General features: G+C 58.8%; 11 protein-coding genes. 5 read left to right on the forward strand and 6 right to left on the reverse strand.

The genetic code is table 11. The features are described 5' to 3' along the window. Positions 1–3 precede the first annotated feature (3 nt). Positions 4–696 carry an ABC transporter ATP-binding protein gene (locus tag IE053_RS12205; RefSeq protein ID WP_189576361.1) on the reverse strand — a complete coding sequence of 231 codons (693 nt, stop codon included), beginning with the start codon at positions 694–696 and terminating at the stop codon, positions 4–6. Beyond that, complete coding sequence (locus tag IE053_RS12210; protein WP_189576363.1) at positions 689–1,471, reverse strand: ABC transporter permease; 783 nt, start codon at positions 1,469–1,471, stop codon at positions 689–691. The genes IE053_RS12205 and IE053_RS12210 overlap by 8 nt, the downstream gene beginning before the upstream one ends. A gap of 491 nt (positions 1,472–1,962) precedes the next feature. On the opposite strand from IE053_RS12210, the gene IE053_RS12215 reads away from it, so the two are divergent. The 3 genes from IE053_RS12215 to IE053_RS12225 all read left to right on the forward strand — a co-directional run bounded on the left by IE053_RS12215 (position 1,963) and on the right by IE053_RS12225 (position 5,772). After that, the gene (locus tag IE053_RS12215; protein ID WP_189576365.1) at positions 1,963–4,044 is read left to right on the forward strand and encodes a glycosyltransferase WbsX family protein; all 2,082 of its coding nucleotides are present in this window, start codon (positions 1,963–1,965) and stop codon (positions 4,042–4,044) included. 2 nt (positions 4,045–4,046) lie between these two features. Beyond that, positions 4,047–4,955 carry a glycosyltransferase family 2 protein gene (locus tag IE053_RS12220; protein ID WP_189576368.1) on the forward strand — a complete coding sequence of 303 codons (909 nt, stop codon included), beginning with the start codon at positions 4,047–4,049 and terminating at the stop codon, positions 4,953–4,955. Positions 4,956–5,019: 64 nt separating this feature from the next. Further along, complete coding sequence (locus IE053_RS12225; RefSeq protein WP_189576370.1) at positions 5,020–5,772, forward strand: sulfotransferase family 2 domain-containing protein; 753 nt, start codon at positions 5,020–5,022, stop codon at positions 5,770–5,772. On the opposite strand, the gene IE053_RS12230 is transcribed toward IE053_RS12225, so the two are convergent. The 4 genes from IE053_RS12230 to IE053_RS12245 form a co-directional block, all read right to left on the reverse strand. Next, positions 5,742–6,410 carry a sulfotransferase family 2 domain-containing protein gene (locus tag IE053_RS12230; RefSeq protein WP_189576372.1) on the reverse strand — a complete coding sequence of 223 codons (669 nt, stop codon included), beginning with the start codon at positions 6,408–6,410 and terminating at the stop codon, positions 5,742–5,744. The genes IE053_RS12225 and IE053_RS12230 overlap by 31 nt on opposite strands. A gap of 10 nt (positions 6,411–6,420) precedes the next feature. After that, entirely contained in the window at positions 6,421–7,737 is a 1,317-nt protein-coding gene (locus IE053_RS12235) for a UDP-glucose dehydrogenase family protein (protein WP_189576374.1), read from the reverse strand. Positions 7,738–7,825: 88 nt separating this feature from the next. Further along, complete coding sequence (locus IE053_RS12240; RefSeq protein WP_189576375.1) at positions 7,826–8,962, reverse strand: AGE family epimerase/isomerase; 1,137 nt, start codon at positions 8,960–8,962, stop codon at positions 7,826–7,828. A gap of 50 nt (positions 8,963–9,012) precedes the next feature. Further along, positions 9,013–10,221, reverse strand: coding sequence for a glycosyltransferase family 4 protein (locus IE053_RS12245; RefSeq protein WP_189576377.1), 1,209 nt, complete (start codon positions 10,219–10,221; stop codon positions 9,013–9,015). Positions 10,222–10,345: 124 nt separating this feature from the next. Here IE053_RS12245 and IE053_RS12250 point away from each other — a divergent pair, with 124 nt between their 5' ends. Beyond that, positions 10,346–11,788 carry a hypothetical protein gene (locus tag IE053_RS12250; protein ID WP_189576379.1) on the forward strand — a complete coding sequence of 481 codons (1,443 nt, stop codon included), beginning with the start codon at positions 10,346–10,348 and terminating at the stop codon, positions 11,786–11,788. Continuing rightward, on the forward strand, positions 11,785–14,172 hold the full coding sequence (locus IE053_RS12255) for a glycosyltransferase (RefSeq protein ID WP_189576381.1): 2,388 nt from the start codon (positions 11,785–11,787) through the stop codon (positions 14,170–14,172). Before IE053_RS12250 ends, IE053_RS12255 begins: the two co-directional genes overlap by 4 nt. The last annotated feature ends 98 nt before the right edge of the window (positions 14,173–14,270 follow it).

Consider the following 14,270-nt stretch of genomic DNA (forward strand, 5'->3'; position numbering starts at 1 on the left):
AGCTTATTGTGGCCGCTCCCAGACCCCCTCTGTGAGAGCGCGCTGATAAGCTTTGATCGATTTGTGCACCTTGGTTGAGATCACTGGTCGATCTTCAACGCCTAGTACAATGACCTTATTGCAGAGTCGGTCAATTTCATGAAGGCCGTGATTGACCAAGACGAAGGCACGGTTCTCGCTCAGCGTCTCCAGAGCATCATTGCATTTTTTTCTGAAAGCGGCGTCCCCAACCGCAGTGACCTCATCGATCAGGAGGCAGTCGAATTCGATCGCCATCGAGAGAGCGAACCCAAGCCTCGCTTTCATGCCCGAGGAGTATGATTTGACCGGTTCCTCGAGATAAGTCCCGAGTTCAGAGAATTCACGCACGAAGTCGACCACGCCGTCGACATCCGCACCATAGACCCGCGCGCAGAACTTCGTGTTCGCACGGCCCGACATTCCCGGCTGGAGGTGGCCATTGAATCCAACCGGCCAAGAAACCGTCATACTCCGTTCGACAGTCCCTGAGTCGGGAGTTTCCGAGCCGCCGATCATCCGGAGCAAAGTCGACTTCCCGGCTCCATTCCTCCCAAGGATTCCGAGCCGGTCATCGGGTGTTATTTCCAGACTGACCTCTTTAAGGACTGGGTTCCATCCAGCCTTGGTCTTGTAGGTCTTGGAAACGTTCTGAACACGAATATATTTTTTATCCAATCCGAATGCCTCTCCTAGTTCGCCGCTCGAGGAAGAGGCCGATCATGAGGATCGGAAGGCCCACCGTGTACGGATAGGCTATATCAAGAACCGGCGATTGATAAGTTTCGAACCAGCCCTGCCTCATACCTTCGATGGAATGGAGTATCGGATTCCACTTCACGTAGTCGTAGGTCCATGACGGTAACGCCGAAGTTGTGAACAGCACACCTGATATGAAAAACCCAAGACGATTGATGGGGTTGATGAAGTTCATCGCGACCGGAAAGTATGTCATGATCGCACAAACCAGGACCCCTACGGAGAGTCCGACAAAGCCGGCACTGAAAAAGCTCAGCGCGGTGAGCAGAGGATCGTCGGGGAGTGATGCCTCCTCAACCATCATGGCCAGCACTCCTCCGACGCAAAGGAACAGCGCTGTCGTCAGGACCTCCAGCAGGCCACGCGAAGCTATGACGTCAAGCCGGGTGACGTTTTGGTGCATCAGCAGCGCTTTGTTGGCTGCTTCGCTGTTTGCGATCATCGACACCATCGACTGGTAAAAGCCGAAGGTAAACCAGCCCGTAACGAGGAACGCGAGCAAGGGGATTTCCGTCTCGCGTTGGCGGATCAACGCGAAGACAAAGTACAGCGTAAGGATCGATATGATCGGCGTAAGGATGGCCCACAGATAACCTGCGCGCGACTCGGCGTAGCGAGCGGATATCTCACGCAGAATGAGCGCATGGATAACCCGAAGGGACGTTGCACACCGGCTTGAGAAACTACCGGTCATTCAAGGACGATTCCTCCAGGTCCCTGAAGCGTTGCCAGCCATTCGGCGATTTGCACCAGACCTGCGCACCTTCAGACGACAAAACACGACCACAGGGGACACCTAGCGCTGAGTTCCACGTCAGAGTGACGGTCTTCTCTGGGGTAAAAGGCTCTCCGACCGATTCCGCAATGATCGAATTCCCTTGCGAGGGCCCTCCCGCACACGCGGATACGAAAAGCATGAGAAGCGGTAAACATCGAAGCGACAACGCTTTTCCCCATAACGGACAGGCTGGAGGATAATCGCCTCCGGAGCCATCAACGTGGAATCCCTATTCTGGACCAAGGGGCTTCGCGTCGCAATATTCGGAACCCATGTTGCGAAAATATCAGCCGATCAGGCTTCGCAGAACCTGATACGCTGTCGAGGCTGGACATGCCTTGATGGCTATGTCGACTGCTCCTAGGGCTACGGCCGTGATCCACGACGTGAATTGAGAGAGTTGGGATATGGGCAAAGTGAAGGGCGCCGATGGTGGGGCAGGCCTGACGGTGCATCTTGACAGTGTAGATGCCAAAGAAATCGTAGGGTGGTGCGACTTCGCTGAGGTGTCGCCCCAGGAGGTTCGTTTCTCGATCCTGTTGGGACAGAATCGGATTCCGGTCATCAGCAGGCTCTTCGAACGAGCGGATCTTCGGTCGGCAGAAGGGGGAAACGGGCGACGCCTCGGCGTAGAGATTGATCTCAACAACATAACGAACCGGCGCGCAATCCTCGGGTGCGTCAACGGGGGCACGGTCGAATCGCCTTTGTCTGTGACCTTGATCGCCGAGTGGCAAGCCTCTCAGGCCACAAGCCGGTCGATTGAACTCTCGCGCGATGAGTTCCTGCAAACGGCCGGGTTTCTTCCCGACCGGTCAGGCCAGTGGACAGATCCAAACGATTTCGAAGTTTTTCTTCCGTCCGGGGACCGACCGCACGAGCGGACGGAGCACGAAATTGAAGACCTGAAGACTATCGCGTTCTACCTTCCTCAATTCTACCCGCTGGCTGTGAACGACCGCGTTTGGGGACAGGGGTTCACCGAATGGACAAACGTTGTCGAGGCAAAGCCCAACTATCCTGGCCATGGCATGCCGCTAAAGCCAGCAGATCTGGGCTTCTATGACGCTAGACTTTCTGCAACGAGAAAGCGCCAGGCAGATCTGGCGAAGCTCTTCAACATCGACGCCTTTTGTTACTATTACTACTGGTTCTCCGGTCAAAGGGTGATGACCGAGGTCATCGACGATCTGTTGCGCGTCGGCGGAGATGACTTTCCGTATTGTCTGTGTTGGGCAAACGAGACTTGGTCGAGGCGATGGGATGGGTCCGAGCAAGAAGTCATCCTGAAGCAGGAGCACGATCCCGATGAAGACATCAAGCTGATCGATGAGTTGATCCCTCATTTCCGCAGTCCGAATTATCTAAAAGATCGTGGACGTCCTATTCTCTTGGTCTATCGCGTTGAGATCATGCGTGATCCCCAGCGTGTTGTTGCTGCCTGGCGGGATGCTGCCCGGCGCGCCGGTTTCCCCGACCTCTACATCTGCGCGGTTGCCAGCTTTGGCTTTGACGATCCACTTTCCTTCGGCTTCGATGCCTTGGTCGAGTTTCCTCCGCACTCGGCGACGGCAGAATCGATTGATCCGAAGAAACTCGATGCGAATCCGGAATTCGAGGGCCAGATCTATAGCTACAAGTCCTACGTGGATAATTACTCCAAGCGCCCGGATTACGATGCTCCCTGCCATCCGGGGATCATGCCCCGCTGGGACAATACAGCCCGGAAAGGCACTGCATCCCATATCTTCCATGGTGCAACCCCTGAGGAATTCGAGCGACTGTCCCAGATCGCTATCGGGCGCGCACTGAAGCGGCCTGAGCAGCCACCGCTGTTGTTCATCAACTCTTGGAATGAATGGGCAGAAGGAGCGAATCTCGAGCCTGACCGAGACTCGGGGAAGTCTTATCTGGAGGCCTACCGTCGCGCGTGGGTTAGCCATACCGCTGATCCTGACCCGACCGACGAAAACAGGCGGTTGCGAGTGGAAAACTCCGTTCTCGGGAAGATGGTCGAACAGAATTTCAGCATCGCGGCTCAGCCCGTAACCAACCTTGAGCCTGCTATCCTGGCCTCTGCAGACAGCCAAGCCGACGAGCTGCGTGCTTCGGTCGATTTCCTGAACGGTTCGCGAGGTTTCGTGAACACGATTGCTCGCACGTTACACCGCTGTCGTATCAGTGGCTGGGCTTCTCCTCCGCGCCAGTCAGAAACTGGTGAGCCAATCGCAACTTATCTTCGCCTGACCGATCAGATTTCAGGCGAAGCATTTTATGCGCTCGTTGATCAGCACACGTTCCGCGAAGATGTTGTTGCTTTCCTTGGATGGGATGGGTCGACGTCGCGGCAGATGGGCTACGAAGCTGTCCTCGATCTGACCGAGGTCCCGCCTGGTTATTATGATGTCAGCCTGCTTCAGTTCGATGAGAAAGATGGCACGATTGTTTCGTGGACCAGCGGGACGGTCGGACGTCTTTACCGGGGTTGAAGATGCATAATTCTGCCACCTATGTGGTGCCGCTCTATAATCACGCGGCTTACGTCGAGGAAACTCTTCGGTCGATTGTGGAGCAAGACTACGACGATCTAGCGCTGGTCGTGGTTGATGATGCTTCGGCCGATAACAGCTTTGAAATTGCGTCGGAGTTCCTCAGCCGCGCTGAAAGCAAGAACCGCTTCCGGTGCGTCGACGTCGTTCGGAACGATACAAACCAAGGTGCCCATTATGCGCTGAACCGGGGCATGATGATTGCTGATGGGGACGTCATTTTTCTGGCCAATAGTGATGACCCCGTGCCTGAGAGCCGCGTGTCGTCCATCATGAGTTTGATGGAGGCTTCTGGGGCGGAGTTCGTCGTTACGCAGGTCGAGTCGCTTCACTCGGGAGGATTCGCTCGAGACCACGTGTTTGGGGACTTCCTCAGGTACACACCGACGCGGACAATCGATTCGTCGCCGAGTTTCTCTTGGGCGGCGGCGCGTTGGCAGGTCGGGGTCAGCACGGGGAACTTTGCATTCAGGAAAAAGTTGCTCGCAGAAGTTGGAGGTTTCAAGCCCTATCGGTATTGCCATGACTGGGACTTCCTCCTCCGTGCCTGCCTCGTTACCGAGCCGGAGCTCCTGCGTGAGCCGCTCTATCGCTATCGGCTGCACAACGAGAATTCATTCCGATCACTGAGCGAGGTGGCGGAGGCGGAGACGGATGAACTTTTGACCGGTTTTCTGCGCGAGACAAACCGTAAACCTCCGTCTAATGAGCGGTGCCCCTCTCCATTTAACTATCCTTCTAGCTATACATCTTTGTTGAAAGTCTTCGGATTGTATGCCCGGTATCAAAAGGTCTGTGCGCCATACGAAAAGGGGCACCGGACAGTGTCTCCGCGTCTCGTTGAGATTTAATTTCAATTTCCTTGTCGTTCGTCATGATTAATCATGACGATGATTCAGAAAGTATCGGCTTGATATGATGAACCGATTTAACAAAGAAACTAATATTTCGGTTTTTGGGGATACACATTTAGTCTACGTTCACGTTGGGAAAACTGCAGGCGAGAGTATCATCTCATGGTTTGAGAACAATGATCTGAGCTTCACTGAGGCTCACGTCGCTCCGGCCTTGCCGCTGTTGCAGCAGATCGTTGCGGAGACGCTTTCAAATTGCTTTTTTGTTGTGTCAGTTAGAGATCCGATAGAGCGGTTCATATCTGCTTTCAATTGGGATCGGCATAATTTGGGGCTTAATCCTGAAGCCACTGACGCCTCGCTCAAGCAAGCGTTTGCCCAACTAAGAACTCCAGACGAACTCGTGGATGTCATTCGGACAGGTGAGGCCAGCAGAATTTCCTCAGCTCATAGAATTATCTCTCGAACGCACATCTTTTTCGATTTGGACTTTTATCTCGTCAGATCCGGTATCCTCCACAGCGTACCTGCTGACCGCATATGTTTTGTTCCTCTCGAGAACCTGTCGGGAGGTCTCGAGAGGTTCGCTTCTCAGTATATGATTTCACAGCCAAAAAACTTCGAAGTTCCTCATACAAAGAACAATTTCACTGACGACTATGAAGAGGGAACTTTTTCAAAGGAGATGAAGCCAATTAACCGTAAATTTCTCTCTTCTTTTCTTTTAAACGAGTATCGTGTTCTTTGGCATATTAAGAGAGATTTCGGTGTTCCGTATGACTATCAATTCCCTCCGGAAGTCCAGTCCCAATAGCCGAAAAGAGCAAGGTCGTCTTTATATTTCGACTGTATAGCTTTGACCACATCCGGGGCTAAATCTTCTGGGTCGTAAGGCATCTTGTTCTTATGCCCGAGTTGTATCTTGCTGATCTTGTTGGGGGGGATTCCAGTTTTTTCTAGAAAATCGAGCAGACCAGACTGAATCTGTTCAAGTTTGATAAAACGATCGACGAGCAAACTCCCAGACGGGCTGTGAGTCCACGTATGTTGCGGCAAGAACATTCTGTCTGGTCCTGATTTTGACCATTGGTCAGACAAAACGAAATCCTCGATCGTGTCGAACTCTTCAATGAACTGATAGGTGTCAGCATGATGCTTCAGGTATCGGAAGGTAGAAATTGTTCGCGCGACGGGATGCCGGACGATCGAGAATGTACTATACCGCTCCCATAGGGCGGCGCCGACTACTGACCGAATCTCGTTCGAACGGCTGTGCTTCGAGATATTGAAGCGTTTCTGGTAGGCGACTTGGCAGACCTCGCCGAATTCGGTTCCGCCTAGAACTAAGTCTCGCCATGTACATAAAGGTTCGAGCGCGTGGCTTACGGTTGTCCCGCCGCACTTCGGGATGTGCACGAAGATGAACTTCCAGGTGTGATTGATGATCGCCATGTCTTAGCGCCTACGCCCGTCCGATCGACCGATACGTGAACCCGGCCTCGCGTACCTTTTCGGGTCGGTAGACGTTGCGCAGGTCGACGAGGACCGGTTCCTTCATCATCTCTTTCATGCGGCTGAGGTCGAGCGCTCTGTAGGCGTCCCATTCGGTGACGATGACGGCTGCGTCGGCCCCCTCGATCGCGTGGTAGGGGCCGTCGCAATAAGTCACATCCTTCAGCACCTTCTTGGCTTCCTCGATGCCTTCGGGGTCATGGGCGCGGATCCTGGCGCCGGCGTCCTGGAGCATGTTGATGATGTCGATGCTGGGGCTGTCGCGCATGTCGTCCGTATTTGGCTTGAAGGTCAGGCCGAGGATCGCCACGGTCTTGCCTTCGGCGCTGCCGCCCATGGTCTCGATGATGCGGCCGGCCATGCTCTTCTTGCGTTTGTCGTTGGCCTCGACAACGGCGTCGACGATCCTCACCGGCGAGCCGTAGTCATGGGCGGTCTTGGTCAGCGCGAGCGTGTCCTTGGGGAAGCAGCTGCCGCCATAGCCGGGGCCTGCGTGCAGGAACTTCTTCCCGATGCGGTTGTCGAGGCCGATGCCCTTGGCCACCTGCTGGACGTCCGCACCCACCTTTTCGCAGAGGTCCGCCATCTCGTTGATGAAGGTGATCTTCGTCGCGAGCAAGGCGTTGGCGGCGTACTTGATGAGCTCCGACGTGGCGCGGCTGGTGAACACCATCGGCGTCTCGTTGAGGTAGAGGGGGCGATAGAGCTCTGCCATCACCTCGCGGGAGCGCTCGTCTTCCGTACCCACCACGACCCGGTCGGGGCGCTTGAAGTCCGAAATGGCTGCGCCTTCGCGCAAGAACTCAGGGTTCGATGCAACGGAGAAGTCGACACCGGGCTTCAGGTCCGGACGGGCTTTCATGATGACCTTCTCGACCTCGGCGCCGGTTCCGACGGGTACGGTCGATTTGGTGACGATCACCGTGTAGCCGTCAAGGGCGTGCGCGATCTCTTCAGCGGCGGCGTAGACATAGGAGAGGTCGGCGTGGCCGTCGCCGCGGCGCGACGGGGTGCCTACGGCGATGAAGACGGCATCGACGCCGGGCACGGCTTCCTTGAGGTCGGTGATGAAAGACAGCCGCCCAGCTTCCACGTTGGAGGCAACAAGGCTGTCGAGGCCGGGCTCGTAGATCGGCATGACGCCATCGAGCAGGCGATCGATCTTGCCCCGGTCCTTGTCGACGCAAACGACCTCATGGCCAAAGTCGGAGAAGCAGGCTCCTGACACAAGGCCCACATAGCCTGTTCCGATCATTGCGACGCGCATGGCTTGGTCCCCTGAGAATCTTTCGCGCGGGAATAGAGGCCCGATAGCCTCCTCGTCCAGCATTCGTTGGTTTCTGTTCGTTTCAGCGTCAGCGGTCGCGGATCTCGATGATTTCGTCGGCGAGGGTGATGAGATGATAGAGGAGGCTCGCCGGGGTCCTGTCCGACATTGGTTTGCCGCGGGAATCCACGCGGTCATGCCAGCATCCCTTGGCGATCCCGGTCAGGTAGATGTCCTGGAAGCCTGTGAGCAGTCGTCCGGCCTCATCGATCCATTTCTCGGCGCCCGTGACCCTGGCGAGGACGAGAGCCGCGCGGATGTGCTCTGTCTGGCACCAGAGCCGGCAACCCTCGGTGGCTTCCCCGGTGCGAAGATCGACGCAGTCGGCAAGGAGCATCCGCTCCTGATGCAGGCCATGGCGGCGCGCGCCATCCCAGAGCGCGAGCAATTGCTCTTCGGAAGCAGAGCCGTGCTCGTCGAGCAGCCAGATCCATTCCGCCATGTGCCCTGGCTCGACAAGGTCACCTTTTTCGGGGTGGAGGCTCCAGTCAGCGGCGAAGAATTCGCGCATGACCTCCGCTTCTGGGTCCCAGAAATGCTTTCCCCACAGCGCGCGGATCTCGCCGAGCATCGCTTCGCTGAACGGGTCCTCGCCAACCCGCCTGCGCAGGAGGGCCGCCTCGATGAGGTGCATGTGCGGGTTCTGGCGCCGGGGAAGCGACCGCCGGTCGTCCTCGGCGAATCCGCCGTGGCCACAGCGAAGAGCGTCAAGGAATTGGTGGGCCAGGCTCTCGATCTTCCGGGCCTCGTCATCACCGTATGCGCGCTGGCGTTCGGCCGCTGCGAGGAGGACAAAGGCATGGTCGTATGTATCGCGCTTGTCGTCAGCGACCGAGCCGTCGGGAGCGAAGACGTGGATGAAGCTCGTAGGGAAACCGTCGCAATGAGCCTTCAGGCCCTTATCGACCATGAACCGCCATGCATAGTCGGAGGCCTCGCGACCTCCGGGCATCAGGCCCAGCGCTTCGGCGCGTGCGAACGAGAAGGCCTGCCGCGCCTGTACACGCAGCCGAACCGGTGCTGGGGAGATCGGTGAGCCATCAAGGTCCAGCGCTTCGTAGTAGCCGCCATCGGGGTTCCGGCCAGGACCCGCGCACCGGGGGATGGCGTCTTCGGCGAGCCAGGCGATGAAACGGCTAGAGGCTTGATCAAAGATCGAATTCACAACTGTCCCCGGGCGTTGCGCAGGCGGTTAGGCCCGCGGACCAGTCCCGTCTAGCTCCTGTCTTGCCGTGCTGCAGTTGCTTTCTCGTGAACGGACCGGATGCGCTGCAGCCAGACATCGCCCGCCAGCGGCGAGACGGCATCGAATTCTGCCGTGGCCACTTCCCTGAAAACCGGAAGGTCCGAAGCGATCACATGGGTGCCGAGGGCCTGGGCCTCGACAACCGGAAGGCCGAACCCTTCAGCGAAGGATGGCATCAGGAGCGCTTCGGCTCCTGCTATTACGCTCGCCAGTGCTGCGTCGGGCAGGTCAGGGGCCTCGTGCACATGGCCTGAGAGAAGCGGGCAGCGGTCGAGAAGGGCAAAAGTATCGCTGTTCATCCAACCGCGGCGACCGGCAATGACAAGGGCTGGGGTCCGCTCGCCGAGAGAACGGGCCAGCTCTCGCCAGACCTCCAGCAACAGCCGGTGGTTCTTGCGCGGCTCAATGGTGCCCACGGTGACGAAATAGGGCCGCGAAGCCTTCGCTGGTTCCACCGTTCCCGGTTCGGGGAGGTGAGAACGGAGCGGCGAGACCACCGTCTCCGGCAATGGCAGGCCGAACCTTTGGGCGAGGCCCGCCAGCTCATCGCGCGTCGCGCAGGAATTCACTTCGATCAGGTCTGCGCTCCCCAGCATGCCCTTGAGCCTGCGCAGGTGCTTCTCGGCGTCGCCCTCCTTTGAATATTCCGGCCAGAGAATGGGGATGGCATCATGCCAGTAGATCTCGATCCGCGCTGCCCATCTCTCTTTCAGCCCGGACAGGAAGCCATCCTTGTCGAGATGGTGGTGCGAGACGTTACGGTAGGTGACGGGCTGTTCCGGCTTCGAGAGCTCGGCTTCGGCGCGGCGGCTCTGGAGGATGGCCGACGCGCTTCGCGGGCCGTCGACCCTCGGCGCGGGAGGTCGGGCCGTCCCTTCGAAGGCCGCTGCGGGGGCGCCTGAGCCGAGGAATTGATAAAGCCTGCCGGCCGCGGCGCGTCCCTCTTCGGTGCCGGCAGCCCACCGCGCTTTCAGCGCTGTCGCCGCATCACGGATCTGTTCGCGGGCGATGAACCACGAACGCCGGCCCCGCGTCGCCATGAACCGGGCTTCGTCGCCCAAAGTCAGTGCCGCTTCCACGGCCTCCAGCTCGACCCGGTCGATCCCGGTCGGCGCCGTGCGCTCGAGACGGGAGACGAAACGGGACACATCGAGGACGAGGATCGGCGCCTTGCTCATAGGCAGGGTTCCCTGCCGCATTCCGCACCGAAACGCCAACGAAACCGCGCAATGCCAAGGAGTTCACTTCATTCGCGACCTGTGCCAGACGCGGTAACCTGGAACACTGCGCCGAACCATGCCCATGCACGACATCCTGACCACCGAGGCTCCGCATCCTGCTGGAGCAGCGTTGCGTGGCGAGCGGGTGCTCTTCACGATCTGCTCGAAGAACTACCTGCCGCAGGCCCGGATCCTAGTTCGCTCCGTGCGCGAACAGATGCCCGATGCCCCGGTCCGGGTCATTCTCTCCGATGAAGCCGAAGACCTCGGAAGGATCGCGGAGTATGTCGGTGCGGAAGTCATTCCGGGCAGGGCACTCGGGCTTCCGACCTATTACGACATGGCGATGCGCTACGACATCGTCGAGTTCAACACGGCGCTGAAGCCTGCCGCTTTCCTCCATTTCTTTGCGCAAGAAGCAAGAACGGCCGTCTACCTCGATCCCGACATCGAGCTCTTCCGCCCCCTGACGGAAGTGGATGCGGCGTTTGAAGCTGGCGCGCAAGGCGTGATCACCCCGCATATCTGCGAACCGCTCGACATGGTCCACAATCCGACCGAGCTGAAGATTATGCGCACCGGGATCTACAATCTCGGTTTTGCCGGGATCGCAAACACGGAAGAGGGCGTCAGCTTCACCCGATGGTGGGCACGGAAGATGCTGTCGGACTGCCGGGTCGATCTTGATGCAGGGATCTTCGTCGACCAGAAATATGTCGACCTCATGCCGTCCTACCTGCCGCGTACGAAGATTCTCCGCCATAGGGGCTATAACGTCGCGTACTGGAACCTAGCCAACCGCGCGTTGACCCGCGAAGGCGATGGAAGCTTCGCGGTCAACGGCCAGCCGCTGGTCTTCATGCACTTCTCCGGCGTTCGTCCAGAAAAAGAAGACATCATCAGTGTGCATCAGGACCGCGTGAGCGTGGACGACCTCGGGGATGGAAAAGCCCTGTTCGACAACTACCGCGCAGAGCTGAAGCGTGCCCGCGAGGAGATGGCCGAGGCAGGCATCGAAAAGAGCTATGCCTACGGATCGTTCACGACCGGAGAAGCCATACCGCCACTTGCGCGCCAGGTCTATGCCAAGGCGATCCCGCCCATGCGGGTAAGCTTCGATGATGTGTTCGATCTTGAGAAAGGCCCCTTCAATCAGGGTGCTACAGGTATCAACCACAGGAACCAGCGGCTGATCTCGCCAGTCATGGCAGACCTGTGGATGCGCAAGCCGTATTTGCAGGTCGCTTTCAACATTCGCGACCCGGAAGAGGCAAAGGCCTATGCGCTATGGTTCGCGGAAACCGGCTTCAGGGAGTGGAACATCCCGCCCGCCTTCATCCCAAAGGAAGCCTGGGAGCTGAACCGCCAGCGCAAGACCTTCCGAAGCCGGATGGCCGTCTTCGCGCTCCAGGCCCTTGAGCGGGGCAAGTGGTTCAAGTTCATGTATCCCAAGCCTGTCCGCAGGGCCGCCGTCCGGATCAACCGCAAGGTCCTTCCCCACCTCGTCAAGCGTATCGGTTCATGACGACAGTCTATTTCTCGATCTGTTCCGCGAATTACATGCCCTATGCGCGGACGCTCCACGCCTCCCTGACGCAGGCGGATCCGGATGCGGAGTTCATTCTCTTCCTCGCTGATGTCATCCCTGATGATCTCGACGCGTCCTCGCTTCCCTTCGAGGTTGTCGAGGCGATGGATCTCGGCATCGATACGTTTGCGGACATGGCGTTCCGCTACGACATCATGGAGTTCAACACGGCCATCAAGCCGTTCTGCTTCCAGCATCTGTTCGACCGCACGCCCGGCTCGCGGGCAGTCTATCTGGACCCGGACATCTATGTCACGAAGCCGCTGGCAGAGCTCGGCCAGTTTTTCGATCAGGGTGCCGAGCTGATTCTGACGCCTCACGCTCTTGCGCCGCTCGATGACGGTTATGATCCTGACGACCGGCGGATCATGCAGACGGGTTCGTACAATCTCGGTTTCGCGGCCATGGCGGATTCCTACGAGACGCGGGGGCTCCTCGACTGGTGGGCGTCACACATGCGCACGCGCTGCATCTCGAACCTGCCCGGCGGCCTCTTCGTCGACCAGAAGTTCATGGACATGGCCCCGGCCTTCGTGGAGCAGACCGAGATCCTGCGCCACAAGGGTTACAACGCAGCCTACTGGAACCTGCACGAGCGGGAGATCATCAAATCCGAGGACGGATGGAAGGCAGGCGACGATCCGCTTGTCTTCTTCCATTTCAGCGGTGTCGAGCGCAACGATCCTGAAGTCTTCTCGCGCCACCAGAACCGTTTCTCCGCCGAAGGGGCGGGGGATGCTCGCGAGCTTCTGGAGATCTACAAGGCAGCGCTGGCGAGCCATGACGAGGACGCCTGGCGCAAAGTGCCCTATGCCTATGGCACGCATACGGACGGCACGAGGATTGTCGATGCCATGCGCAGGGTCTACCGCCGGGTCTGGCCGGAACCCCTGCACGCGGATCTCGACACGATCTTCACCTTCAATCCTGTCCTCTACAATCATCCCTCCGAAGAGCTGAAAGACCAGAGCGGCGCCCGCATTACCCGGCTGATGCACGAAGTCTGGCGTATGCGGGCGGACCTGCGGGCAGCGTTCGCGCTGACGCGGGAGGATGGCCGTAAGCGCTATGCGGAATGGTTTGCTCAAAGCGCCGTCGCCCAGCACGGCTTCCCGACGGAACTCGTTCCCGGTGCGGTCGATGCCCAGCGAGGGGAGGGGGCGCCGGTGGAGCAACCTGTCAAAACCCCATCGCTCCCGGTCGATGGCTCCCTGCCCGAGGCGGTCAGGATGGTCGGCTATCTCAAGACCGAGAGCGGCCTTGGCGAAGCGGCCCGGAACAAGGAGGCAGCCTTGCGTGCCGCCGGCATTCCGGTCCTCAGGCGCACCATCCGCGCAGAGGGATTCGTCAATCTCGAAGGCGAGGATGCCGATGATCGCGGCGATGCGCGCATCCTCTACCTCCACGTCAACGCTGACCGGACCCTCGGTACGCTGGAGGCGCTGCCGGCCAAGGAAAAAGATGGCTGCTACCGCATCGGATACTGGGCGTGGGAGCTGAGGACGTTCCCGGCCAATTGGGTCAGCGCAGCGGACAACCTGCACGAGATCTGGGTGCCCAGCCAGTTTGTCGCCGATGCCGTCCGGGAGCGGACCGACAAGCCCGTCCAACTCATCCCGCACCCCGTCGTCGTGACCCCCGGCAATCGGGAAGCGGGCAGGCAGGCACTTGGGGTCGAGGACCCCGAAACCCTCGTCATCGCGACGATCTTCGACACCCGTTCCTTCATCAAGCGGAAGAACCCTGCCGGGGCTATCGAAGCCTTCCGCAGGGCCTTCCCGGACCCTGAGGCAGCCAACGCCGTCCTCGTTCTCAAGAGTCACGGCCCCCTCGACAGTGACCTCGCGCGGCAGGTCTTTGCCGAAGCGGCGACCATGCCGAACGTCATCGTCCGGCATCAGGTTTTCACAGGACAGGACATGGCCGATTTCCAAGAGGGGATCGACGTCCTCCTCTCACCGCACCGGGCGGAAGGCTTCGGTCTCAACATCGCCCAGGCGATGGCCCGCGGGAAACTCGCGATTGCGACGGGCTGGTCGGGCAATGCGGATTTCATGACCGAAGCGAACAGCATGCCGCTGCGCTATGACCTCCGCCCGCTCGCGCCGGGAGACTATCCCTTCGCCGAGGGGCAGAGCTGGGCTGAGCCGGATATCACGCAGGCTGCCGAGTGCCTGCAGCGCGCAGCGGCCGATCCGGCCCACCGCCAGCGCCTGGGAAAGGCGGCGCAGCAGACCATGGAAGATGATTTCAGTATCGAAGCCATCGGTGAGCGATCGCGCCGGAGGCTGGCAGAAATTTTCGCCGCGACCGTGAGCTAGTCGCATGGTATACCGAATTTTCTGATGAATTAATCTCTGACGCATATTGCTAATGACCGGGGGGCACCGCTAGCTAACACCCAATTGGGGAAAACTGG

The sequence above is a fragment of the Parvularcula lutaonensis genome (assembly GCF_014651915.1).
Lineage (GTDB): Bacteria > Pseudomonadota > Alphaproteobacteria > Caulobacterales > Parvularculaceae > Parvularcula > Parvularcula lutaonensis.

What these genes read in the sequence shown, in the direction of transcription:
- IE053_RS12210 (WP_189576363.1), bottom strand. Translation starts at nt 1,471, where the DNA reads ATGACCGGTAGTTTCTCAAGCCGGTGTGCAACGTCCCTTCGGGTTATC.
- IE053_RS12215 (WP_189576365.1), top strand. Translation starts at nt 1,963, where the DNA reads ATGGGCAAAGTGAAGGGCGCCGATGGTGGGGCAGGCCTGACGGTGCAT.
- IE053_RS12220 (WP_189576368.1), top strand. Translation starts at nt 4,047, where the DNA reads ATGCATAATTCTGCCACCTATGTGGTGCCGCTCTATAATCACGCGGCT.
- IE053_RS12225 (WP_189576370.1), top strand. Translation starts at nt 5,020, where the DNA reads ATGATGAACCGATTTAACAAAGAAACTAATATTTCGGTTTTTGGGGAT.
- IE053_RS12230 (WP_189576372.1), bottom strand. Translation starts at nt 6,410, where the DNA reads ATGGCGATCATCAATCACACCTGGAAGTTCATCTTCGTGCACATCCCG.
- IE053_RS12235 (WP_189576374.1), bottom strand. Translation starts at nt 7,737, where the DNA reads ATGCGCGTCGCAATGATCGGAACAGGCTATGTGGGCCTTGTGTCAGGA.
- IE053_RS12245 (WP_189576377.1), bottom strand. Translation starts at nt 10,221, where the DNA reads ATGAGCAAGGCGCCGATCCTCGTCCTCGATGTGTCCCGTTTCGTCTCC.
- IE053_RS12250 (WP_189576379.1), top strand. Translation starts at nt 10,346, where the DNA reads ATGCACGACATCCTGACCACCGAGGCTCCGCATCCTGCTGGAGCAGCG.
- IE053_RS12255 (WP_189576381.1), top strand. Translation starts at nt 11,785, where the DNA reads ATGACGACAGTCTATTTCTCGATCTGTTCCGCGAATTACATGCCCTAT.